This is a genomic window from Microbacterium sp. UMB0228 (assembly GCF_002871415.1).
Classification (GTDB): Bacteria; Actinomycetota; Actinomycetes; order Actinomycetales; family Microbacteriaceae; genus Microbacterium.
On record NZ_PNFU01000011.1, the window covers coordinates 1 to 21,426 of the forward strand.

General features: G+C 70.6%; 19 protein-coding genes. 9 read left to right on the plus strand and 10 right to left on the minus strand.

What is annotated here, in order from left to right; all coding sequences use genetic code 11:
- Nucleotides 1-144: 144 nt before the first annotated feature.
- Entirely contained in the window at nucleotides 145-882 is a 738-nt protein-coding gene (locus CJ226_RS17300) for an IclR family transcriptional regulator (RefSeq protein WP_257996730.1), read from the minus strand.
- A gap of 94 nt (nucleotides 883-976) precedes the next feature.
- Between CJ226_RS17300 and hutH the strand changes: the two genes are divergently transcribed.
- From hutH to hutI, 3 genes are read left to right on the plus strand one after another with little or no spacing between them, the layout of a single operon-like run.
- Nucleotides 977-2,518 carry a histidine ammonia-lyase gene (hutH, locus tag CJ226_RS17305; RefSeq protein WP_062636715.1) on the plus strand — a complete coding sequence of 514 codons (1,542 nt, stop codon included), beginning with the start codon at nucleotides 977-979 and terminating at the stop codon, nucleotides 2,516-2,518.
- Complete coding sequence (gene hutU / locus CJ226_RS17310; RefSeq protein ID WP_062636717.1) at nucleotides 2,511-4,169, plus strand: urocanate hydratase; 1,659 nt, start codon at nucleotides 2,511-2,513, stop codon at nucleotides 4,167-4,169. The genes hutH and hutU overlap by 8 nt, the downstream gene beginning before the upstream one ends.
- Complete coding sequence (hutI, locus tag CJ226_RS17315) at nucleotides 4,166-5,332, plus strand: imidazolonepropionase (RefSeq protein ID WP_062636719.1); 1,167 nt, start codon at nucleotides 4,166-4,168, stop codon at nucleotides 5,330-5,332. Before hutU ends, hutI begins: the two co-directional genes overlap by 4 nt.
- A 12-nt stretch (nucleotides 5,333-5,344) precedes the next feature.
- Here the strand turns inward: hutI and CJ226_RS17320 are convergent, their stop codons facing one another.
- Entirely contained in the window at nucleotides 5,345-6,259 is a 915-nt protein-coding gene (locus CJ226_RS17320; protein ID WP_062636721.1) for an arginase family protein, read from the minus strand.
- Nucleotide 6,260: 1 nt separating this feature from the next.
- A complete protein-coding gene (locus CJ226_RS17325; RefSeq protein ID WP_102209931.1) occupies nucleotides 6,261-7,538 on the minus strand; it encodes a DUF445 domain-containing protein in 1,278 nt (425 codons plus the stop codon).
- Nucleotides 7,539-7,574: 36 nt separating this feature from the next.
- On the opposite strand from CJ226_RS17325, the gene CJ226_RS17330 reads away from it, so the two are divergent.
- On the plus strand, nucleotides 7,575-7,847 hold the full coding sequence (locus CJ226_RS17330; RefSeq protein ID WP_025102619.1) for a metal-sensitive transcriptional regulator: 273 nt from the start codon (nucleotides 7,575-7,577) through the stop codon (nucleotides 7,845-7,847).
- Nucleotides 7,848-7,867: 20 nt separating this feature from the next.
- On the opposite strand, the gene CJ226_RS17335 is transcribed toward CJ226_RS17330, so the two are convergent.
- Together CJ226_RS17335 and CJ226_RS17340 are read right to left on the minus strand one after the other, a co-directional pair.
- Nucleotides 7,868-9,256 (minus strand): aspartate aminotransferase family protein, encoded by a 1,389-nt coding sequence (locus tag CJ226_RS17335; RefSeq protein ID WP_062636726.1) that lies wholly within the window; start codon nucleotides 9,254-9,256, stop codon nucleotides 7,868-7,870.
- 15 nt (nucleotides 9,257-9,271) lie between these two features.
- The gene (locus CJ226_RS17340) at nucleotides 9,272-10,756 is read right to left on the minus strand and encodes a CoA-acylating methylmalonate-semialdehyde dehydrogenase (RefSeq protein ID WP_102209932.1); all 1,485 of its coding nucleotides are present in this window, start codon (nucleotides 10,754-10,756) and stop codon (nucleotides 9,272-9,274) included.
- A gap of 124 nt (nucleotides 10,757-10,880) precedes the next feature.
- On the opposite strand from CJ226_RS17340, the gene CJ226_RS17345 reads away from it, so the two are divergent.
- Nucleotides 10,881-12,395 carry a PucR family transcriptional regulator gene (locus CJ226_RS17345; protein ID WP_102209933.1) on the plus strand — a complete coding sequence of 505 codons (1,515 nt, stop codon included), beginning with the start codon at nucleotides 10,881-10,883 and terminating at the stop codon, nucleotides 12,393-12,395.
- A gap of 9 nt (nucleotides 12,396-12,404) precedes the next feature.
- Here the strand turns inward: CJ226_RS17345 and CJ226_RS17350 are convergent, their stop codons facing one another.
- The 5 genes from CJ226_RS17350 to CJ226_RS17370 are packed head-to-tail and all read right to left on the minus strand — an operon-like array spanning nucleotide 12,405 to nucleotide 16,961.
- On the minus strand, nucleotides 12,405-12,872 hold the full coding sequence (locus CJ226_RS17350) for an Lrp/AsnC family transcriptional regulator (protein ID WP_102209934.1): 468 nt from the start codon (nucleotides 12,870-12,872) through the stop codon (nucleotides 12,405-12,407).
- Between the two features lie 55 nt (nucleotides 12,873-12,927).
- Complete coding sequence (locus CJ226_RS17355; RefSeq protein WP_062636731.1) at nucleotides 12,928-14,088, minus strand: acyl-CoA dehydrogenase family protein; 1,161 nt, start codon at nucleotides 14,086-14,088, stop codon at nucleotides 12,928-12,930.
- A complete protein-coding gene (locus CJ226_RS17360; protein WP_102209935.1) occupies nucleotides 14,085-14,843 on the minus strand; it encodes an alpha/beta fold hydrolase in 759 nt (252 codons plus the stop codon). Before CJ226_RS17360 ends, CJ226_RS17355 begins: the two co-directional genes overlap by 4 nt.
- Nucleotides 14,844-14,883: 40 nt before the next feature.
- Nucleotides 14,884-15,801 carry a sugar kinase gene (locus CJ226_RS17365; protein WP_102209936.1) on the minus strand — a complete coding sequence of 306 codons (918 nt, stop codon included), beginning with the start codon at nucleotides 15,799-15,801 and terminating at the stop codon, nucleotides 14,884-14,886.
- The gene (locus CJ226_RS17370) at nucleotides 15,798-16,961 is read right to left on the minus strand and encodes an MFS transporter (protein ID WP_051582162.1); all 1,164 of its coding nucleotides are present in this window, start codon (nucleotides 16,959-16,961) and stop codon (nucleotides 15,798-15,800) included. The genes CJ226_RS17365 and CJ226_RS17370 overlap by 4 nt, the downstream gene beginning before the upstream one ends.
- 422 nt (nucleotides 16,962-17,383) lie before the next feature.
- Here CJ226_RS17370 and nrdH point away from each other — a divergent pair, with 422 nt between their 5' ends.
- From nrdH to nrdF, 4 genes are all read left to right on the plus strand, one after another.
- Entirely contained in the window at nucleotides 17,384-17,617 is a 234-nt protein-coding gene (gene nrdH, locus CJ226_RS17375) for a glutaredoxin-like protein NrdH (RefSeq protein WP_017202656.1), read from the plus strand.
- A 54-nt stretch (nucleotides 17,618-17,671) separates the two neighbouring features.
- On the plus strand, nucleotides 17,672-18,106 hold the full coding sequence (nrdI, locus tag CJ226_RS17380) for a class Ib ribonucleoside-diphosphate reductase assembly flavoprotein NrdI (protein ID WP_062636737.1): 435 nt from the start codon (nucleotides 17,672-17,674) through the stop codon (nucleotides 18,104-18,106).
- Entirely contained in the window at nucleotides 18,103-20,247 is a 2,145-nt protein-coding gene (gene nrdE / locus CJ226_RS17385) for a class 1b ribonucleoside-diphosphate reductase subunit alpha (RefSeq protein ID WP_029989124.1), read from the plus strand. Before nrdI ends, nrdE begins: the two co-directional genes overlap by 4 nt.
- A 79-nt stretch (nucleotides 20,248-20,326) precedes the next feature.
- Nucleotides 20,327-21,307, plus strand: coding sequence for a class 1b ribonucleoside-diphosphate reductase subunit beta (nrdF, locus tag CJ226_RS17390; RefSeq protein ID WP_025102609.1), 981 nt, complete (start codon nucleotides 20,327-20,329; stop codon nucleotides 21,305-21,307).
- Nucleotides 21,308-21,426: the final 119 nt, after the last annotated feature.

The following is a 21,426-nucleotide window of genomic DNA, read 5'->3' on the forward strand; positions in this document are numbered from 1 at the left end:
AAGCCTCACAGCGCCGATGGTACTGCAGGGGGGACCCTGTGGGAGAGTAGGACACCGCCGGACTCCTTTTAGTCAAGAAGGCCACCCAATGCTGGGTGGCCTTCTTGCGTTAACGCGCCCCTTTCGCACGGCCGGGGCATCGCTTCAGCGGGCCAGGCGCGCCTCGAGCGTCGCCGCTGCCTCTCGCACCGCGTTCGCCAGCACGACCTCCGCACCGTCGTCGCCGGCCCAGGTGACGGCGACCCCGGCGACCGGCCAGCCGGCGACGTCGCGCACGACGGCGCCCACCGAACGCAGACCCTCAGCGACCTCGCCGTCCTCCGTCGCATACCCCCGAGAGCGCACCTCTCGCAGGAGTTCGCGCAGCTCACCGGGGCGTCGGGGACCTCGTCCGGTGCGGTCAGAGAATGCCGACGCCTCCGGGTACAGCGCGCGTACCTGTTCGCGGGGGAGAGCGGCGAGCATCGCCCGCCCGGTCGCCGTCAGGTGCGCGGGGAGGCGCACGCCGACGTCGGTGACCAGGGCGGGCCGCCGCGGCGCGCGCTCTTCCACGATGTAGAGCACATCCCCGCCGCTCATGACCGCCAGGTGCGCGCTCTCCCCGAGCTGGTCGGAGAGAGCGGCGATGAGCGGCCGGCCGAGTCGCGCCAACGGCTGCTGCCGTGCATAGCCCCCCGCCAGCTCGAACGCCGACGTCCCGAGCCCCCACCGGCGCTCCTCCCGGAGGTGGAGCACGAAGCCGTGGGCAGCGAGCGTGCGCAGCAGGTGATAGACCGTCGATCGCGGAAGAGCAAGCTCGCGGGCGATCGCGGACGCGGCCACCGGCGCCGGCCGGCCCGCCAAGTAGCTCAGGATCCGCAGGGTCTGCGCCGCGGCGGGCACCTGGGCGTCAACGCTCTCGGAAATGTCTGGGATCACAGACACAGGTTGCCACGAAGCCGCGTGCGCGTCGACTCCGCGGGTGTGGAATCGACACATGAGCGATCCTGCCCCTGTCCTCGTCGGCGCCACCCCTCTCTCCCCGGCGGAGGTCGTCCGCGTCGTCCGTCACGATGCGCCCGTCGTCGTCGACCCTGCGGCGCTGGCCAGGGTCGCCGAGACCCGGCGAGTGATCGACGGCCTCGCCGCGGACCCTCACCCGCACTACGGGGTGTCCACCGGCTTCGGCGCGTTGGCGACGACGTTCATCGCTCCGGAACGGCGCCGGCAGTTGCAGGCGAGTCTCATCCGCTCCCACGCCGCGGGAACCGGCGCCGAGGTCGAGCGGGAGGTCGTACGCGGGCTCCAGCTGCTGCGCCTGCAGACGCTCGCGTCCGGCCGCACCGGGGTCCGCCCCATCGTGGTCGAGACGTACGCCGCTCTGCTCAACGCGGGCATCGTCCCCGTGGTCCGCGAGTACGGCTCGCTGGGGTGCTCGGGAGATCTGGCACCGCTCGCCCACATCGCTCTCGCCACCATGGGGGAGGGCGAGGTGCGCGACGCTACGGGCCGACTCGTCCCGGCGGCCGATGCCCTCGCGGACGCCGGCATCGAGCCGCTCACGCTCGTGGAGAAGGAGGGCCTCGCCCTCATCAACGGCACGGACGGGATGCTCGGCACGCTGGTGCTCGCGCTCCACGACCTGGAGACGCTGCTCCTGACGGCGGATGTGGCGGCGGCGATGTCGGTGGAGTCGCAGCTCGGCACCGATGCGGTGTTCGCCGCCGATCTCATGGCGCTGCGTCCGCAGGCGGGGCAGGCGGTATCCGCCGGTCACCTCCGGGCGCTGCTCGCCGGGTCGCCGATGGTCGCGAGCCACAAGGGCCCGGAAGACGGCCGCGTCCAGGACGCGTACTCCCTGCGCTGCTCGCCGCAGGTGCACGGCGCCGCGCGCGACACGCTCTGGCATGCCGCGATGATCGCGGAGCGTGAGCTCTCCAGCGTCATCGACAACCCCATCATCACCCTCGACGGCCGCATCGAGTCCAACGGCAACTTCCACGGCGCGCCCGTCGCCGCGGTCCTCGACTTCCTGGCGATCTCGATCGCCGACGTCGCCTCCGTGTCCGAGCGGCGCACCGACCGCGCGCTGGACCCGGCCCGCAGCCACGGGCTCCCGCCGTTCCTCGCGGCGGAGGTCGGGGTCGATTCCGGGCTGATGATCGCGCAGTACGCGGCAGCCGGCATCGTCTCCGAGCTCAAGCGTCTCGCGGTTCCCGCCTCGGTGGACTCCATCCCCTCCTCGGCGATGCAGGAGGACCACGTCTCGATGGGCTGGGCCGCAGCACGGAAGCTGCGTCGGGCGATCGACGGCCTCTCCCGCGTCCTCGCGATCGAGATCCTCACGGCCGCCCGCGCGCTGGATCTCCGCGCGCCGCTCGAGGCGGGCCCGGCGACCGGCGCCGTGCGCGATCTCATCCGCACGGTCGCCGCCGGCCCCGGCCCTGACCGCCACCTCTCGCCCGAGATGGAAGCCGTGACCGCCCTCGTCCAGTCGGGTGCCATCGCCCGTGTCGCAAAGGAGCACATGCATGACTGAGGAGAACGCAGCGCGCACGGTGCGCGCAGCCCGCGGTGCCGAGCGCACCGCCAAAAGCTGGGGCGCCGAGGCGGCCAAGCGCATGCTCATGAACAACCTCGATCCCGAGGTCGCCGAGCACCCGGAAGACCTGGTGGTCTATGGCGGGACGGGCAAGGCGGCACGCAGCTGGGCGGCGTACGAGGCGATCGTCCGTACGCTCGACGAGCTGGAGCCGGATGAGACGCTGCTCGTCCAGTCCGGCAAGCCCGTGGGCGTGTTCCGCACCCACGAGTGGGCGCCGCGCGTGCTCATCGCCAACTCGAACCTCGTAGGCGATTGGGCGACCTGGCCAGAGTTCCGTCGTCTGGAGGAGCTGGGCCTGACCATGTACGGCCAGATGACCGCGGGCTCCTGGATCTACATCGGCACGCAGGGCATCCTGCAGGGGACATACGAGACGTTCGCCGCGGTCGCCCGCTCGCTCGGGCGCGATTCCCTGCGGGGGACGCTGACGCTGACGGCCGGTGCGGGCGGGATGGGCGGGGCGCAGCCTCTCGCGGTGACCCTCAACGAGGGCGCGGTCCTGATCGTGGACGTCGACGAGACGCGGTTGGCCCGCCGCGTCGAGCATCGGTACCTCGACGAGTACACCACCGACCTCGATGCGGCGGTGGCCCGGGTCGTCGCGGCGAAGGACGCCGGTCACGCCCTCTCGGTCGGCGTCGTGGGCAATGCCGCGGAGATCTTCCCCGAGCTCCTGCGCCGGGGCGTGCCGATCGACGTGGTCACCGACCAGACCAGCGCCCACGACCCGCTCGCCTACCTGCCGATCGGTGTCGACGTGGCCCGGTGGAAGGAGGACGCCGCACGCGACCCCGAGGAGTTCACCCGGCGGTCGAGGGAGTCCATGGCCGCCCACGTCGCCGCGATGGTCGGCTTCCAGGACGCGGGGGCGGCCGTGTTCGACTACGGCAACTCGATCCGCGCGGAGGCGCAGCTCGGCGGCTTCGACCGGGCGTTCGCGTTCCCCGGATTCGTCCCCGCCTACATCCGCCCGCAGTTCGAGGAAGGGCGAGGACCGTTCCGCTGGGTGGCGCTGTCCGGAGACCCGGAGGACATCTTCAAGACGGACCGCGCGATCGCCGAGCTGTTCCCCGAGGACACCGCCCTGCACCGCTGGCTCGACAAGGCGGGGTCGGCCGTCCACTTCGAGGGCCTGCCGGCGCGCATCTGCTGGCTCGGCTACCAGGAGCGGCACCTCGCCGGACTCAAGTTCAACGAGATGGTCGCCTCGGGAGAACTGTCCGCGCCGATCGTCATCGGCCGCGACCACCTCGACTCCGGTTCCGTCGCGTCGCCGTACCGCGAGACCGAGGCGATGAAGGACGGTTCCGACGCGATCGCCGACTGGCCGCTGCTCAACGCCCTCCTCAACACCGCCTCCGGGGCGTCGTGGGTGTCGCTGCACCACGGCGGCGGGGTGGGGATCGGACGCTCGATCCACGCCGGGCAGGTCACGGTGGCGGACGGTTCGGCCCTCGCGGCGGAGAAGCTCGCCCGGGTGCTGACGAACGACCCCGGCACCGGTGTCATGCGACACGTGGACGCCGGGTACGACCACGCCAAGGAGGTCGCGCGCGACCGCGGACTGAAGGTGCCGATGCTGTGACGACGACGCTCATCTCCGGGATCGGGGAGCTGACGACCAACGTCACCGCCGGGGGCGACCCGACCGGCACGCTCCGCGAGGCGGCCGTGCTGATCGACGGCGCGCGGATCGCGTGGGTGGGCTCGTCCGCCACGGCTCCCGCGGCCGATGAGGTCGTCGACGCCGGGGGTCGGGCCGTGATCCCCGGATTCGTCGACAGCCACAGCCACCTCGTCTTCGGCGGCGATCGGGCGGCGGAGTTCGAGGCGCGCATGGCGGGGCAGCCGTACGCGGCGGGCGGCATCCGGTCGACGGTCCAGGCGACGCGGGCGGCGACCGACGACGAGCTCCGCGCCCGACTGCACGGGTTCATCGAGGAGCTGCGGACGCAGGGCACCACCACGGTCGAGATCAAGAGCGGCTACGGTCTCGCCGTCGCGGAGGAGGAGCGCCTCGTGCGCCTCGCCGCCGAGGTGACGCCGGAGGTCACGTTCCTCGGTGCGCACGTGGTCCCGGTCGAGTATGCCGACGACCCCGATGCCTATGTCGACCTCGTCGTGGGGCCGATGCTCGACGCCTGCGCCCCGCACTCCCGGTGGATCGACGTCTTCTGCGAGACCGGCGCCTTCACGGTGGCGCAGTCACGGCGGATCCTGGAGGCGGGCATCACCCGGGGTCTCGCTCCTCGGGTGCATGCGAGCCAGCTCGGTCGGGGCGACGGCGTGCGGATGGCGGTCGAGCTGGGGGCGGCGTCGGTGGATCACGGCACCTACCTCACCGACGCGGACATCGCCGCGCTCGCCGCATCGGACACGGTGCTCACGCTGCTGCCCGGCGTGGAGTTCTCCACGCGGCAGCCCTATCCGGATGCGCGCCGGCTCCTCGACGCGGGTGTGACGGTCGCGCTGGCGTGCGACACGAACCCGGGGTCCAGCTTCACCTCGTCCATGGCCTTCTGCATCGCCATCGCCGTGCGGGACATGGGTATGACCACGGCGGAGGCGGTCTGGGCCGCCACCGCCGGCGGGGCGCGGGCACTCCGGCGCGACGACATCGGCCGGATCGCCCCCGGGGCGCGCGCAGACCTCGTGCTGCTCGACGCCCCCTCCCGCGTGCACCTGGCGTATCGCCCGGGCGTGCCGCTGGTGCAGCGCGTCTGGAAGGATGGGACGGCCGTCGTCTGAGGGTGGCTCGGGTTAGCGTGCCGCGAGACCGGCGAGCAGCTCGAGCACGCAGAGGGCAGCGAGTCGCACGGTGCGACCGTCCTCCGCGTCCGCGGTCGCGTCGACCTCGGCGATGTCGGCACTCGCGACCCGCGGATCGATGGCGACACCACGGGTGAGGGCGCGCAGCTCCCACGCCGCCAGGCCTCCGGGGACGCTGGCCGGGCAGCCGGGTGCGACCGCGCGGTCGCACACGTCCACGTCGATGTCGAGGTGTACCCGGGCGGCGTCGCCCGCGCCCGCGACCTCGACCGCCTCGGCCACGACGTCGGCGATGCCGCGACGGCGCACGTCGTCGAGGGTGATGACCCGGATGCCCCAGTCCGCCGCGCGCCGGGCGTAGGCGGCGGAGTTCGCGAAGTCGGCGAGGCCGATCTGCACGATGCGGGTGGGGTCGACGCGGGCCGTCGGGACGCCTGCCGCGGCGGGGACGTCCTCGACGAGTCGCCGCACCGGGGTGCCGTTGGAGACACCGTCGCGCAGGTCGAAGTGGGCGTCGAACGTGATCAGGCCCGTCGCCCGGGCGCCGAGCGCGACCGGGTAGGTGAGGGAGTTGTCGCCGCCGAGGGCGATGACGAGGTCTGAGGCGTCCGACAGCTCCCGGACCCGCTCGATCGTCCGCGCCTCTCCCGCGTCGCCGTCCGGCTCCGGCACGTCCCCGGCGTCCGCGATGCGGAGCACCTCGTCCAGGTCGATCGTCGGTGGGCCGAGGACCGTCGTGCCGTAGCGGGGGAGCGCCTCGCGGATCGCGGCCGGGGTCGCGTGCGCCCCGGTCGGGGACAGGGAGGTGCGCCAGGTCGGGACGCCGAGGAGCACCGCATCGGCCGTGCCCTCGAACGCGGGCCAGGCGCCGGCGCGCGGCCAGAGCGGATCGTGGGACAGTGCCATGTCAGACTCCCGGGATCAGGGCGTGGGCGACGGTGAAGATCGCGAGGCCGGCGAGGGCGCCGACGACGGTGCCGTTCAGGCGGATGTACTGCAGATCGCGGCCGACCATGAGCTCGATCTTCTCGGTGGTCTCGGCGGGATCCCAGCGCTCCACGGTGTCGGTGATGATCGAGGCGATGTCGTGCCGGTACCGGTCGACGAGGAAGACGGCCGCATCGGAGACCCACGTGTCGACGCGGCGCTGCAGGGCGGCGTCGGTCGTGAGCCGCTCGCCGACCTCCTGCAGCGCCTGCACGGCGCGGCGCCGCAGCCCGCTCTCCGGGTCGGCGAGGGAGGTGAGGAGTCCGTTCTTGGCGGTGTTCCACGCCTCCGCGGCGAGGGCGCCGACGCGCGGGCTGTCGAAGAGGGCGGCCTTGGCGTTCTCCAGCTTCTCGCGCGTCGCGGGATCGTTCTGCAGGGCGTCCGCGAGGCGGGACAGGTACCCGTCGATCGCGAGGCGGGCCGGATGCCGTGGGTCGGCCTGCACGGCGCGGACGAACTTGACCGCCTCGTTGTACACCGTGTCGTCGATGAGGCGGTGCGCGATCTTCGGCATCCATCCGGGGAGGCGCCGGGAGACGAGTCCGGTGAAGGAGGCGGCGTTCGCGTCGAGCCATCGCCCGATGCTGTCCACCGCGAGGTCGACGGCACCGTGGTGCGCCTCCGCCTCCACGATCTTCTCCAGCCACGTTCCGGCGGGCGGCCCCCACTCCGGTGCGACGAGGTGCTCGCGGGCGAGGTCGGCGAGGAGGTCGCGCACGTCATCGTCGCTCAGCGCGTTCAGCACGGCCGTCGCGACCGTCGCCCCCTCGGCCGCCACGCGCTCGGCGTGCGGGGTCTCGCGGAGCCACTCCCCGGCGCGGAGGGCGATCGCGGTGCTGGTCAGCTTGGTGCGCACGACGTCGGCGGCGAGGAAGTTCGTCTCCACGAACTCGCCCAGCATGCGGCCGATCTCGTCCTTGCGGTTCGGGATGATCGCAGTGTGCGGGATGGGCAGGCCGAGCGGACGGCGGAACAGCGCGGTCACCGCGAACCAGTCCGCCAGCGCGCCGACCATGCCGCCCTCCGCGGCGGCGCGGACGTACGCGAGCCCGCCGACCCGCTCCTGGAACGCGAAGGCGACGACGAAGGCGAGGGCCATGAAGATCAGCGCCCCGAGCGCGACGGCCTTCATCCGCCGCAGCGCGCGCCGGCGCTCCTGGTCGGCGACGGAGAGCAGCGTCGTGGGTGTTCGCGGCATGACGTCATCCTTTCACGGGGCGAGTAGCCTCGATACGTGATCGAAGACATCAAGAAGCGCGCCCTGCACCGCACCAGCATCCTCGAGGGTCAGATGCGCGGCGTCGCGCGGATGATCGAGAACGAGGAGTACTGCATGGACATCATCACGCAGTCCCGCGCGATCCAGCGCTCCCTCGAGTCGCTCAACCGTCTGCTGCTGGAGAACCACCTCCGCACGCACGTCACCCACATGTTCGAGGACGGCGGCGAGGAGCGCGACAAGGCCGTCGGCGAGCTGCTCAAGGCGTTCGACTTCGACCGAAAGTAGTGGCCGGCGGGGGACGCCTCTCAGCCGACCGTGTACCCGTCGGCGACCGCCAGCGCCTCCTCGATCGCTGCCAACCCCCGCACCAGCTCCGCCTCCTCGATCACCAGCGGCGGAGCGATGTGCACGCGGTGGAAGTGCGTGAAAGGCCAGACCCCTGCCCGCTTCGCGGCGGCGGCGAACGCCGTCATCGGGGCGGCGTCGGCACCGCTCGCGTTGAACGGCACCAGCGGCTCCCTGGTCTGCTGATCCCGCACGAGCTCCACCGCCCAGAACAGCCCGCGACCGCGCACCTCGCCCACGCTCGGATGCGACTGCGCCCACGAGCGCAGGGTCGGACCGACGACCCGCTCGCCGAGGTCGCGCACCCGTTCCAGGATGCCGTCGCGGCGGAACACCTCGAACGTGGCCACACCGGCCGCGCAGGCGAGAGGGTGCCCGGAGTACGTCAGTCCGCCCGCGAACGGGACGGTGTCGAAGGCCGCGGCGATGCGGTCGGAGATCACGACGCCGCCCAGGGGCACGTAGCCCGAGTTCACGCCCTTCGCGAAGGTGATCAGGTCGGGGCGGCCCTCGAAGGCGTCGATCCCGAACCACTCGCCGAGCCGGCCGAATCCCACCATCACCTCGTCCGCGATGAAGACGATCCCGTAGCGATCGCAGAGCGCGCGCACCCCGGGCAGATAGCCGGGCGGCGGAAGCAGCACCCCGTTGGTGCCGACGACCGTCTCGATGATGATCGCGGCGATGGTCTGCGGCCCCTCGAGCTGGATGGTCTGCTCCAGATGCGCGAGGGCGCGCTCCGTCTCCTGCTCGAGCGTCTCGCTGTGGAACGGGGAGCGGTAGAGGTACGGTCCGAAGAACCGCACGGCCCCGGTGTCCGTGACGTCGTTCGCCCAGCGGCGCGGGTCGCCGGTGAGGGAGATCGCGGTCGCGGTGGAGCCGTGGTAGCTGCGGTACATCGACAGCACCTTCCGGCGGCCCGTGGCCTGCCGGGCCATGCGCACCGCGTACTCGTTCGCCTCCGCACCCCCGTTCGTGAAGAACACCTTCTCGAACCCGTCGGGAGCGACCTCGGCGATGAGACGGGCGAGCTCCCCGCGCACGTCGTTGGCCATCGACGGCTGGATGGTCGCGAGCCGCCCGGCCTGCTGCTGGATCGCGGCGACGAGGTCCGGGTGCTGGTGGCCGAGGTTGAGGTTCACGAGCTGGCTGGAGAAGTCGAGGTAGGCGGTGCCCTCGTAGTCCCAGAACGTCGAGCCCCGACCGGTGGCGACCGGCAGCGGGTCGATCAGCGCCTGCGCGCTCCAGGAGTGGAAGACATGGGCGCGGTCGTCGGCGCGCACCTGCGCCTCGGCGTCCGGGGCGGGGAGCGGAGAGGAGACTCCGTGGCGGTCGGTGAAGGTCGTCATCGTGATCGCTCCTCGTCAGTGGTTGCTCGGGAAGCCGAGGTCGATCTGCGACGGGGTGTGGTCGGGCCACCGCGTCGTCACGACCTTCGACCGCGTGTAGAAGTGCACCGACTCCGGGCCGTAGATGTGCGCGTCGCCGAAGAGCGAGTCCTTCCACCCGCCGAACGAGTACGCGCCGATGGGCACCGGGATCGGGACGTTGACGCCGACCATGCCGACCTCGATGTCGAACTCGTACTGCCGCGCCGTCCCGCCGTCGCGCGTGAAGATCGCGGTCCCGTTGCCGTAGGCGTTCGCGTTGACGAGGGCGACCGCCTCCGCGTAGGAGCTCACGCGCACGACGGACAGGACCGGGCCGAAGATCTCGTCGTCGTAGACGCGCATGCCGGGTGTGACGTCGTCGATCAGGCTCACCCCGAGGAAGAAGCCGTCGCCGTCGAACCGCTTCGTGGTGCCGTCGACGACGACCGTGGCGCCCTCCCCGGGAGCTTCCGTGACGTAGGAGGCGACCCGGTCACGGTGCTCCGCGGTGATGAGGGGGCCCATCTCGCTCGCCGGGTCCGTGCCGGGGCCGATCGAGAGGCCGTCGATGCGGCGGGCGATCGCGGCGACGAGGTCGTCGGCGATGTCGCCCACCGCCACGAGTACGGACACCGCCATGCAGCGTTCGCCCGCGGAGCCGTAGGCTGCGGAGACGGCGGCGTCGGCGGCCGCGTCGATGTCGGCGTCGGGCATCACGACCATGTGGTTCTTCGCGCCGCCGAGCGCCTGGACCCGCTTCCCGGCGGCGGACGCCCGTCCGTAGATCGAGCGGGCGATCGGGGTCGACCCGACGAAGCTCACCGCCTGCACCTGCGGGGAGCCGAGGAGCGCGTCGACGGCCTCCCGGTCGCCGTGCACGACGTTGAGGACGCCGTCCGGGAGACCGGCCTCGCGGAAGAGCCGTGCGAGCCAGACCGCTGCGGACGGATCCTTCTCGCTGGGCTTGAGGACGACGGTGTTGCCGCACGCGATGGCGGAGGCGACCATCCACAGCGGCACCATGACCGGGAAGTTGAACGGGGTGATGGTCGCGACCACGCCGACCGGCTGCTTGACGGAGTGCACGTCGACCCCGCGGGCGACCTGCTCGCTGCGCTCCCCCTTGAGCAGATGCACCAGCCCGGCGGCGAACTCGACGTTCTCGATGCCCCGGGACACCTCGCCGGCCGCGTCGGACAGGACCTTGCCGTGCTCGGACGTGACGATGGCGGCGAGCTCGTCCGTGCGCTCCTTGAGGAGCTGACGGAGCCGGAAGAAGACGTCGGCGCGTTTGATGAGGCTCGTCTCCCGCCACGCCGGGAGGGCGGCAGCAGCGGCGGCCACGGCGGCGTCGACCTCGGTAGCCGAGGCGAAGGCGACCTCTTTCGTGACGGCTCCTGTCGCCGGATCGAAGACGGGGCCGCGGCGGGCCGCCTCGGCGGTCTCGGTGCCGTTGATGACGTGACGGACGATGTCCACGAGTGCTCCTTCGCAGAGGGGATCGCGTCTCGCACACTCTGACCGAGGGTCGTTACGCTGGGGCTCGGCCCATGCTGACAGGAAACGGAGCGCGTGCGGAGTGGCAGAGCGTCAGGACTTTCCGATGGATCGGACAGATCGTCCGGATCGATCGCCGTCGGTGCTGCGTGTCGAGGACGTGCTCGCGCTTCCTGCGGTGCAGGCGGGGGCGCCGACCGTCCTCGTCGGGGGCCCGGCGCTCGACGCCGGGGTCCGGTGGGTCCACGCCTCGGACAGCGCCGCCGTCGCCCGCCTGCTCGACGGCGGCGAGCTGCTGCTCACGACCGGCGCGGCCTGGCCGACGAGCCCCGCAGCGCTGCGCGTGCTCGTGGCGGAGCTGGCGGCGGTCGGGGTGTGCGGCATCGTCGTCGAACTCGGCCCGCGGATGCCCCGCGTCCCGGTCGCGGTCGTCGAGGCCTGTGCCGCCTCGGGCCTCGCCCTGATCGCGCTCGGGGCGGAGGTCAAGTTCGTCGCGGTGACCGAGGCCGTGCACCGCGCGCTGATCGAGGCCCAGACCGCGGCGCTCCGCGAGCGTCAGCGCCTGCACGACCTCTTCACGACCCTCAGCCTCCGCGGCGCGCCGGCCGACCTCATCGTGTCCGAGGTCGCCCGCGCGCTCGACGCCCCGGTCCACCTCGAGAATCCGGCGGGGGAGGTCGTCGCGGTCGAAGCGCTCCGCGTCCCGGTCGGCGAGGCCCTCCGCCAGGCGGAGCGGGGCGGCGATCGGATGCCCGTGCAGGCGCGCGGTGTGCGCTGGGGTTGGCTCATCGCGGCGGAGGGTCCGCCGCATCCCGCCGGTCGGTCCACGGTCCTGGAGCTGGGAGCGACGGCCCTCGCCTTCGGCTGCCTCGCCGATGGGGAGGGGGCGTGGACCGTGCTCGCCCATCGCAGCCTCGTCGAGGACCTTCTCGGCGCACGGTTCGCCCGCGAGGAAGACGTCGAGGTCCGGCTCCGGAGACTCGGGCTCGACCTCTCGGGAGGGACCGTCTCCGGCCTTGTCTTCCGCACGGACGAGGACGCCGAGACGCTCGTCGCCCGCGCGCGTGCGGCGGGGCTGTCCGCGGTGGGGGCCCGGCGGGGAGCGGACCTGGTCCTGCTCGTGGCCGCCGGATCCGACGCGTTGACCGATGCCGTCCTCGCGCACCTCTCCGACGGTGCGCCCGTGACCGTCGGACCGAGCGCGGAAGGCGTCCGCGGGCTCCTGGCCTCGATCCGCGCCGCGCTCGACCTCGCCGCACGGCCGTCCGGGGGCGACGTGCCGGCGGTCCGCCGCGTCGCCGACCGGCCGCTCGAACGCCTCGTATCCGCTCTGCGCGACGACCGGCGGCTCCAGGCGCACAGCGAGCAGATGTTGGAGCCGCTCGTCCGTCACGACCGGGATCGCCGCGGAGACCTGCTCGCGGTCCTCGCCGCCCTCGTCGCGCACCCCGGCAACCGCTCCGCGGCGGCGGCCGCGAGCCATCTCTCGCGCTCGGTGTTCTACCAGCGCCTCGCGCTCATCGGCGACCTGCTCGACGCGGATCTGGACGACGGGGAGACCCTCGCCGCCCTGCACCTCGCCCTCCTCGCCCGCCGCCGCGAGGAGACGCGGCCGCGCTGAGGCCGACCGTCAGCGCGTGCCCCAGGCGAACTGCTGCTTCTGGAGCTTCGCGTAGATGAAGGTCTCCGTCGACACCACGCCCGCGATCGGCCGGATGCGATCGTTGACGAGAGCCAGCAGATGGTCGTCGTCCTCGCACACCGCCTCGACGAGCACGTCGAACGATCCGACCGTGATCACGACGTAGTCGACCTCGTCGATGTCGGCGATCGCCTCGGCCACGCCTCGAGCGTCCCCAGCGACCTTGACGCCGACCATCGCCTGCCGGTGGAAGCCGAGCTGCATCGGATCCGTCACCGCGACGATCTGCATCACCCCGGACTCGGTGAGCCGCTGCACCCTCTGCCGGACGGCGGCCTCGCTCAGGCCGACGATCCGGCCGATCTCGGAGTACGAGCGCCGCCCGTCCTCCTGCAGCATCTCGACGATGGTCTTGGAGATCGCGTCGAGGGTATGGTCCTTCTTCGACGGTGCCATGGTGTGATCTTGGCACCGCGGACGGTCGTGGACAACGGGGTGTGCGTGAGCCCGCTCAGGCCTCGATCGGGCCCAGCCAGGCGCTCGCCGCGGTGGCGTGCGCCGACTCCGGGTCGGAGGGATGGAACGCGCCGGCGAGGACGTCGCGATACAGCCGGGAGAGCTCGTTGGCGCTGAAGTACGAGCCGCCGCCGGCCACCAGCATGGCCTCGTCGACGACGTGCTTGGCCATCGTCACCGCGCGATGCTTGACGCCCGAGAGTGCGGGGAACCAGCCGGCGCCGCGGTCCGCGCGCTCGTCGACATCGCGGGCGAGGGCGGCGATCTGCGGAGGGAGGGCGTCGTAGGCGAGGGCCATGTCGGCGATCCGCCAGCGGATGTCCGGGTCCTGGCTGTACGCGGCGCCGCTCTTCTTGGAGCGACGTCGATGGGCCGTCGCCACCGCAAGCTCGAGGGCCCGCCGGGCGATGCCGGTGTAGACGGAGGCGAGGAGGATCTCGAAGACCGCGAAGATGCCGAAGACGATCGGGTCGGGGCTCGGGCCGGGGTCGATGCGCCGCACGACGTGCGCCGCGTCCGCGACGGCCCCGTCGAGGCGCGTGGTCCGGCTCTGGGTGCCGCGCATACCGAGGGTGTCCCAGTCGTCGGCGGTGGTGACCGCGGACGTGCGGTCGACGAAGGCGAACACGAGCTTCGGCGCGTCCGGGCTCGTGGTGTCGAGTCCGTGCAGGCCGAGCTTCGTCCACACGGGCGCGAGCGAGGTGAAGATCTTGGTGCCGGTGAAGGCGTAACCCCCGGCGCCGTCCGGGACCGCCGCCGTGTCGCTCCCGAACAGCACGAGGTCGTTGCCGCCCTCGCTGATGCCGAACGCGAAGACCTCGCCGGCCACGGCGCCGTCCTGCACGAACTCGAGACCGGGGACCCCGCGGTCCGAGAAGACCTTGGCGACGCCGGTCCAGACGAGGTGCATGTTGATCGCCAGAGCGGTCGCGGGCGCGGCCCCCGCGAGCCGCTGCTGGAGGAGGGCGGCCTGCTCGAGGCCGAGTCCCGCGCCGCCGCGCTCCCGGGGCACGAGGATCGACAGGTAGCCGGCTGCGCGGAGCTCGTCGAGGTCGGCCTGGGGGAAGGTGTTCTCCCTGTCGTGGAGGGGTGCGCGCTCGCGGATGCGGTCGAGCAGGTCGTCGGGGAGATACGCCGACGGGTCGAAGTCGGTCATGCCAGAGCCTCCAGGAGCTGTCGGATGGATTCCTCCGGGCGGTCGCGATGCACCGAGTGACCGGCGCCGGCCACGACCGACAGGGAGATGCGGGGGTTGCTCGCGAGCACCTCGTCGGCGAGGGCTCCGGTGAAGATGCTGGAGACGGCGGGATCGCCGCCGATCACGTGCGTGGGCACGGTCAGGCGGGCTGCGTGCGCACGGACGTCCCACGGCTGGTTCTGTGCGCTGGTCTGCTCGACCGCCCACGCGCTCGCCCGCCGGACAGCGTCGACCTTGAGCTCCTGGTCCTGCGGGTGCCAGTGCGGGTGCTCCTGCCGCACCGCGTCGAGGCGGTTGTCGGCGAAGGCGCGTTCCTGACTGCGGCGGACGTCGGCCGCGTCCCGCTGGACGACGTGGATCGCGGGATCGATGAGGACGAGGCGTCGTGTCCAGTCCGCGTCGTCCGCGGCGGCCACCGTCCCGGCGGCGCCGCCGAGCGAGTGCCCGACGACGGCGTCCCAGGCGCCCGCACCGGGAGGGCGCGTGGCGGCGAGGTCCGCAGCGTACGCTGCGACGGAGTAGTCGAGCGTGCGCGGGGCGTCTCCGTGGCCGCGCAGGTCCACCGCCGTCGCGTGCCAGCCGGCCGCCGCGAGGGCGTCGCCGAGCCGCCACATGAGCGCGCCGGACGATCCCAGACCGTGCACGAGGAGGGCGCGTCGCGGCGCAGCGGCATCGCCCCAGCTCAGGCGGGGGAGGGTGACGGGAGCGGGCATGGCACCAGCCTACGACCGCGCCGGGACGTGGCGGGCGGCGTCAGCGCGCGGGCTCCAGGGGCGGCAGGTCGGCCGCGATGCGGAGCACCCGTGCGGCGGCCTCGTGTCCGGCGGCCAGGCGGGTTTCGAGGTCGGCGCCGTCGAGCGTCGCGGCGAGGAACCCGGACGCGAAGGCGTCGCCGGCACCGACGGGCTCGACGACATCGACCACCGGCGCGGGAACGAACACCGGGTCCGCGTCGCCCGCGAACGCCGTCGCGCCGACGTCGCCGTCCTTGACGACGAGCAGACCGCAGTGCGGGAGGTGGGCGCGGATCTCCGCTGCTGTGGCGGTGCCCCAGATGCGCTCGGCCTCGTCGCGGCCGACGAAGGCGATGTCGGCGGCGTCGGCCAGGCGAGCCAGGGTGGCGGACGCCTCCTCGGGACTCCACAGTGCCCGGCGGTCGTTGACATCGAACGAGACGACGGCTCCGGCGGTGCGCGCGTCGGCGAAGAGCTGGTCGACCATCGCCAGGCACGTCGCGGACAGTGCCGGGGTGATGCCCGTGGTGTGCACGATGCGCACGCCGGTGAGCTGCGCGGGGGACAGGAACCCCGGTGCCATGCGCGAGGCGGCCGAGCCGCGGCGGTAGTAGTAGACGGCCGACGACTCCACGCCGGGATCCTTGAACATCACGCCGGTCGGCGCCTCGGCGTCGAGCTCGGTCCACAGCTCGACGCGGCGCCGTTCCAGCTCGGCGGTGAGACGCCGGCCGAGGGGATCGTCGCCGAGGCGGGAGGCCCAGGCGGCGCGGTGGCCCGCGGCCGCCACGCCGACCGCGACGTTCGCCTCCGCGCCCGCGTGCGTGATCGACGCCGTGTCGGCGGACGCGAGGTCGGCGCCGGTGGGCGTGATCAGTGCCATCGACTCGCCGACGCACACGATCGCGGGGGAGGAGGACGGGACGGAGGGGCTCATGAGGGGGTGACCGCCAGGGGCTCGGTGTCGGGATGGGGGCTCGCGTCGCGGTGACGCAGATCGGGGAAGGAGCGCACGAACACGATCGAGACGAGCAGTCCGACGCCCGCGAAGATGGTGGCGGCCAGGTAGGCGCCGCGCCAGTCGCCGACGTCGACGAGGAAGCCGGCGACCGCCGATCCGGCCGCGGCGCCGATGAGCTGTCCGGTGCCCGCCCAGCCGAAGGCCTCGGCGGTCTCGCTGAACTTCACGCTGGCCGTGGTGATGGCGAACAGCACCGCGAGGGCGGGAGCGATGCCGATGCCGGCGAGGATGAGCGTGCCGCCCAGCCAGAAGACGTTGAGCATCACCATCGTGAGGGCCAGGCCCACGGTGACGATGAGCAGGCGGCGCGCCATCGCCCACGGGCCGATCGGGATGTGGCCGAAGGCGAGACCGCCGGCCAGGCTGCCGGCGGAGAAGACGGCGAGGATGAGGCCCGCCGCGAGGCTGCCGTGTTCGAACGTCGCGACCACGCCGACCTCGACCGCCGAGCAGGCGCCGATGAGGAGGAAGCCGATGACCGTGGCGAGGAGCACGGGCGGCTTGAGGACGACCTTGCCCAGCGCATTGCGGCTGCGGGGGATGCGCACGCGGCCGACCTCGGGGGAGAGGATGAACCACGCGCCGCCGGCGACGAGGACGATCGCCACCAGGAGCAGACCCTCCATGGTGCCGACCTGGGTGGAGACGAGGGTGATGACCACCGGGGCCAGCACCCAGATGATCTCCTGCAGGGACGCGTCGAGGGAGAACAGCGGCGTGAGCTGGCCGGCGTTCACGAGCTTGGGGTAGATCGTGCGGACGGCCGCCTGCACGGGCGGCGTCGACAGGCCGGCGATCATGCCGAGAGCCATGTAGCCGGGGACGGAGAGCGGCAGCAGCCCGAGACCGAGCACGGCGATCACGCAGACGGACAGGGTGAGGGTCAGCACCCGCCGCATGCCCCACGCGCCCATCCACCGGCTGGTGATGGGGCCGGCGACCGCCTGGCCGACGCTGGTCGCGGCGAGCACGAGGCCCGCCGATCCGTACGATCCGGTCTGCTGCTCGACGTGCAGCAGGATCGCCAAGGACATCATCCCGTTGGGGAAGCGCGCGGTGAGCTGGGCGGCGATCATGCGGCCCACTCCCGGCGTGCGAAGAAGATCCCGATAGCCCGCCACTCGACAACGGTACCGGGCGGCGCGGACGTCGGTGGGACGGTTCGGTGACCGACACGCCGCGACACGCCGTGGACACGCCGACGGGCGAATTCCACAGGCCTGGGGATGTCGGAAGCCCCTCGTATGGTGCCGCCTGTGGATGGATCTCTCACAGGCTCCTCCCAGCCGCGATTTCCCGCGGGTCGACGACCCCGGGAGAGGGGGTCCGCCTGTGGAAGAAACGGTGGACAACCTGTGTTGTATCAGTGGAGAGCGGTGGAAAAACTACACGGATGTAACTACTACCCCTTGTGGTCGCACCGAATGTCCGTCCCTATATGTAGTATTGAGATCCCGGCGGAGGTCTGCCGGAGAAACCAGAGATTTGAGGGGTTCAGATGTCGATCACGGTGTACACCAAGCCTTCCTGCGTCCAGTGCAACGCGACCTACCGTGCCCTGGATGCCAAGGGCATCGAGTACGAGATCCACGACCTGTCGGAGGACCCGACGGCCCTGGAGCAGGTCAAGGCGCTCGGCTACATGCAGGCGCCGGTCGTCGTCACGGACGAGGACCACTGGTCGGGCTTCCGTCCCGACAAGATCGACGAGCTCGCGTCCCGCCTGGCGTAGTCCGACAGGCTCGCCACCCGGCCCTTCAACAGGCTCAGGAACCCAGGGAGAGCTATGAGCGCCGTCGCGACCGCAGCGCCGCTCCTGGTCTACTTCTCGAGCGTGTCGGGTAACACCGCGCGCTTCATCGAGAAGCTCGGGCTTCCCGCCCGACGCATCCCCCTCCACCGGAACGAAGAGGACCTCGTCGTCGACGAGCCCTTCGTGCTGGTCACCCCCACCTATGGCGGGGGTGCCGGGCGCGGGGTCGAGAAGGGGGCCGTGCCCAAGCAGGTGATCCGGTTCCTCAACGACGAGCGCAACCGGCGTCACATCCGCGGCGTCATCTCCGCGGGCAACACCAACTTCGGCGACGCGTTCTGCCTCGCCGGCGACATCATCAGCCGCAAGTGTCACGTGCCTCACTTGTATCGGCTCGAGATCTTCGGCACACAGGACGACGTGGATCGCGTGAGCGACGGATTGGAACGACGGTGGAATCTTCGGTGACCGAGACAGTGGCATTCAAGGTGAACCCCGCGTACGAGGGCCTGGACTACCACGCGCTCAACGCGATGCTGAACCTGTACGACGCGAACGGGAAGATCCAGTTCGACGCCGACAAGCGCGCCGCACGGGAGTACTTCCTGCAGCACGTGAACCAGAACACGGTGTTCTTCCACTCGCTCAAGGAGCGCCTGGACTACCTCGTGGAGAAGGAGTACTACGAGGGCGCCGTCATCGAGAAGTACTCGTTCGACTTCGTGCAGAAGCTCAACGATCTCGCCTACTCGAAGAAGTTCCGCTTCGAGACGTTCCTGGGTGCCTTCAAGTACTACACGAGCTACACGCTGAAGACGTTCGACGGCAAGCGCTACCTCGAGCGCTTCGAGGACCGCGTCGTGATGACCGCGCTCGCCCTGGCGGACGGCGACGAGAAGCTCGCCGTGAACCTCGTCGAGGAGATCATCTCCGGTCGCTTCCAGCCGGCCACCCCGACCTTCCTCAACGCGGGCAAGGCCCAGCGCGGCGAGCTCGTCAGCTGCTTCCTGCTGCGCATCGAGGACAACATGGAGTCGATCGCCCGCGGCATCAACTCCGCACTCCAGCTCTCGAAGCGCGGCGGCGGCGTGGCCCTGCTGCTGTCGAACATCCGCGAGGCGGGCGCCCCGATCAAGCAGATCGAGAACCAGTCCTCGGGCATCATCCCCGTCATGAAGCTCCTCGAAGACAGCTTCAGCTACGCCAACCAGCTCGGCGCGCGTCAGGGTGCGGGTGCGGTGTACCTCAACGCCCACCACCCCGACATCATGCGCTTCCTCGACACGAAGCGCGAGAACGCGGACGAGAAGATCCGCATCAAGACGCTGTCGCTCGGTGTCGTGGTGCCGGACATCACGTTCGAGCTCGCCAAGAACGACGAGGACATGTACCTGTTCTCGCCGTACGACGTGGAGAAGGTCTACGGCGTCCCGTTCGGCGACATCTCGGTCACCGAGAAGTACCGCGAGATGGTCGACGACCCGCGCATCAAGAAGACGAAGATCAACGCCCGCGAGTTCTTCCAGACCGTCGCCGAGATCCAGTTCGAGTCCGGCTACCCGTACGTCATGTTCGAGGACACGGTCAACAAGGCCAACCCCATCAAGGGGCGCATCAACATGTCGAACCTCTGCAGCGAGATCCTGCAGGTGAACACGCCGACCACCTACAACGACGACCTGTCGTACAAGGAGATCGGCAAGGACATCTCCTGCAACCTCGGCTCGATGAACATCGCGCTGTCGATGGACGCCGACGACCTCGGCCAGACGGTCGAGACCGCGATCCGCGCGCTCACTGCGGTCAGCGACCAGAGCCACATCCGCTCGGTCCGCTCGATCGAGGACGGCAACGACCGGTCGCACGCGATCGGCCTGGGTCAGATGAACCTGCACGGCTACCTCGCCCGTGAGCACGTCTTCTACGGCTCGGAGGAGGGTGTCGACTTCACGAACATCTACTTCTACACCGTGCTGTTCCACGCGCTGCGCGCCTCGAACCAGCTCGCGATCGAGCGCGGCACGGCGTTCGACGGATTCGCCGACTCGACCTACGCGTCCGGCGAGTTCTTCGACAAGTACATCGACCGCGCCTGGGTCCCGGAGACCGAGAAGGTCAAGGAGCTCTTCGCGGGCAAGCACATCCCGACGCAGGAGGACTGGGTCCAGCTCAAGGCGTCGATCCAGGAGCACGGCATCTACAACCAGAACCTGCAGGCCGTGCCGCCGACGGGCTCGATCTCCTACATCAACAACTCGACCTCCTCGATCCACCCGATCGCCTCGAAGATCGAGATCCGCAAGGAAGGCAAGCTCGGTCGCGTCTACTACCCGGCGGCGTTCATGACGAACGACAACCTGGAGTACTACCAGGACGCGTACGAGATCGGCTACGAGAAGGTCATCGACACGTACGCCGCGGCCACGCAGCACGTCGACCAGGGTCTGTCGCTGACGCTGTTCTTCAAGGACACCGCCACCACGCGTGACATCAACAAGGCCCAGATCTACGCATGGCGCAAGGGCATCAAGACGATCTACTACATCCGTCTGCGTCAGCTGGCGCTCGAGGGCACCGACATGACCGAGTGCGTCTCGTGCATGCTCTGACACGTCGACAGGCTCACACTTCGACAGGCTCAGTGACCCACACTTCGACAGGCTCAGTGACCCAGGAACTAGGACAAGAATGACTCCTCACTCCCCGCTCAAGCTGGTCTCCAGCGTGCAGGCGATCAACTGGAACCGCATCCAGGACGACAAGGACCTCGAGGTCTGGAACCGTCTGGTGAACAACTTCTGGCTGCCGGAGAAGGTGCCGCTGTCGAACGACGTGCAGTCGTGGAACACGCTCACCCCCGACGAGCAGCTGCTCACCATGCGGGTGTTCACCGGGCTCACGCTCCTCGACACGATCCAGGGCACCGTCGGCGCGGTGTCGCTGATCCCCGACGCGATCACGCCTCATGAGGAGGCCGTCTACACGAACATCGCGTTCATGGAGTCGGTGCACGCGAAGAGCTACTCCTCGATCTTCTCGACGCTCGCGTCGACGAAGGAGATCGACGAGGCGTTCCGCTGGTCCACGGAGAATGTGAACCTTCAGAAGAAGGCGCAGATCATCATGGACTACTACCAGGGAGACGACCCGCTCAAGCGCAAGGTCGCCTCGACGCTGCTGGAGTCGTTCCTGTTCTACTCGGGCTTCTACCTGCCGATCTACTGGTCGTCGAAGGCGAAGCTGACGAACACGGCCGACCTCATCCGCCTCATCATCCGCGACGAGGCCGTGCACGGGTACTACATCGGCTACAAGTTCCAGCGCGGACTCGAGACGGCCGACCAGGCGCGCAAGGACGAGCTCAAGGACTACACGTTCTCGCTGCTCTACGAGCTCTACGACAACGAGGTGCAGTACACGCAGGACCTCTACGACGGCGTCGGGCTGACCGAGGACGTCAAGAAGTTCCTGCACTACAACGCCAACAAGGCCCTCATGAACCTGGGCTACGAGGCGATGTTCCCCTCCAGCGTCACCAACGTGAACCCGGCGATCCTGTCGGCGCTCTCCCCGAACGCGGACGAGAACCACGACTTCTTCTCCGGCTCGGGCTCCTCCTACGTCATCGGCAAGGCCGAGGCCACGGAAGACGACGACTGGGACTTCTGAGTGTGTGTGTGCGGCGTCACGCAGTGTGGCGCCGCACCTCGTTCGGTCCGGCGCACCACACTGTTCGGCGGTTCCTCGACGAGTCGGCGCGGCTTAATGGGCCCGTACGGGACGAGCTG

What these genes read in the sequence shown, in the direction of transcription:
- hutH (WP_062636715.1), top strand. Translation starts at nt 977, where the DNA reads ATGAGCGATCCTGCCCCTGTCCTCGTCGGCGCCACCCCTCTCTCCCCG.
- hutU (WP_062636717.1), top strand. Translation starts at nt 2,511, where the DNA reads ATGACTGAGGAGAACGCAGCGCGCACGGTGCGCGCAGCCCGCGGTGCC.
- CJ226_RS17320 (WP_062636721.1), bottom strand. Translation starts at nt 6,259, where the DNA reads ATGGCACTGTCCCACGATCCGCTCTGGCCGCGCGCCGGCGCCTGGCCC.
- CJ226_RS17325 (WP_102209931.1), bottom strand. Translation starts at nt 7,538, where the DNA reads ATGCCGCGAACACCCACGACGCTGCTCTCCGTCGCCGACCAGGAGCGC.
- CJ226_RS17335 (WP_062636726.1), bottom strand. Translation starts at nt 9,256, where the DNA reads ATGACGACCTTCACCGACCGCCACGGAGTCTCCTCTCCGCTCCCCGCC.
- CJ226_RS17345 (WP_102209933.1), top strand. Translation starts at nt 10,881, where the DNA reads ATGGATCGGACAGATCGTCCGGATCGATCGCCGTCGGTGCTGCGTGTC.
- CJ226_RS17350 (WP_102209934.1), bottom strand. Translation starts at nt 12,872, where the DNA reads ATGGCACCGTCGAAGAAGGACCATACCCTCGACGCGATCTCCAAGACC.
- CJ226_RS17355 (WP_062636731.1), bottom strand. Translation starts at nt 14,088, where the DNA reads ATGACCGACTTCGACCCGTCGGCGTATCTCCCCGACGACCTGCTCGAC.
- CJ226_RS17360 (WP_102209935.1), bottom strand. Translation starts at nt 14,843, where the DNA reads ATGCCCGCTCCCGTCACCCTCCCCCGCCTGAGCTGGGGCGATGCCGCT.
- CJ226_RS17365 (WP_102209936.1), bottom strand. Translation starts at nt 15,801, where the DNA reads ATGAGCCCCTCCGTCCCGTCCTCCTCCCCCGCGATCGTGTGCGTCGGC.
- CJ226_RS17370 (WP_051582162.1), bottom strand. Translation starts at nt 16,961, where the DNA reads ATGATCGCCGCCCAGCTCACCGCGCGCTTCCCCAACGGGATGATGTCC.
- nrdH (WP_017202656.1), top strand. Translation starts at nt 17,384, where the DNA reads ATGTCGATCACGGTGTACACCAAGCCTTCCTGCGTCCAGTGCAACGCG.
- nrdI (WP_062636737.1), top strand. Translation starts at nt 17,672, where the DNA reads ATGAGCGCCGTCGCGACCGCAGCGCCGCTCCTGGTCTACTTCTCGAGC.
- nrdF (WP_025102609.1), top strand. Translation starts at nt 20,327, where the DNA reads ATGACTCCTCACTCCCCGCTCAAGCTGGTCTCCAGCGTGCAGGCGATC.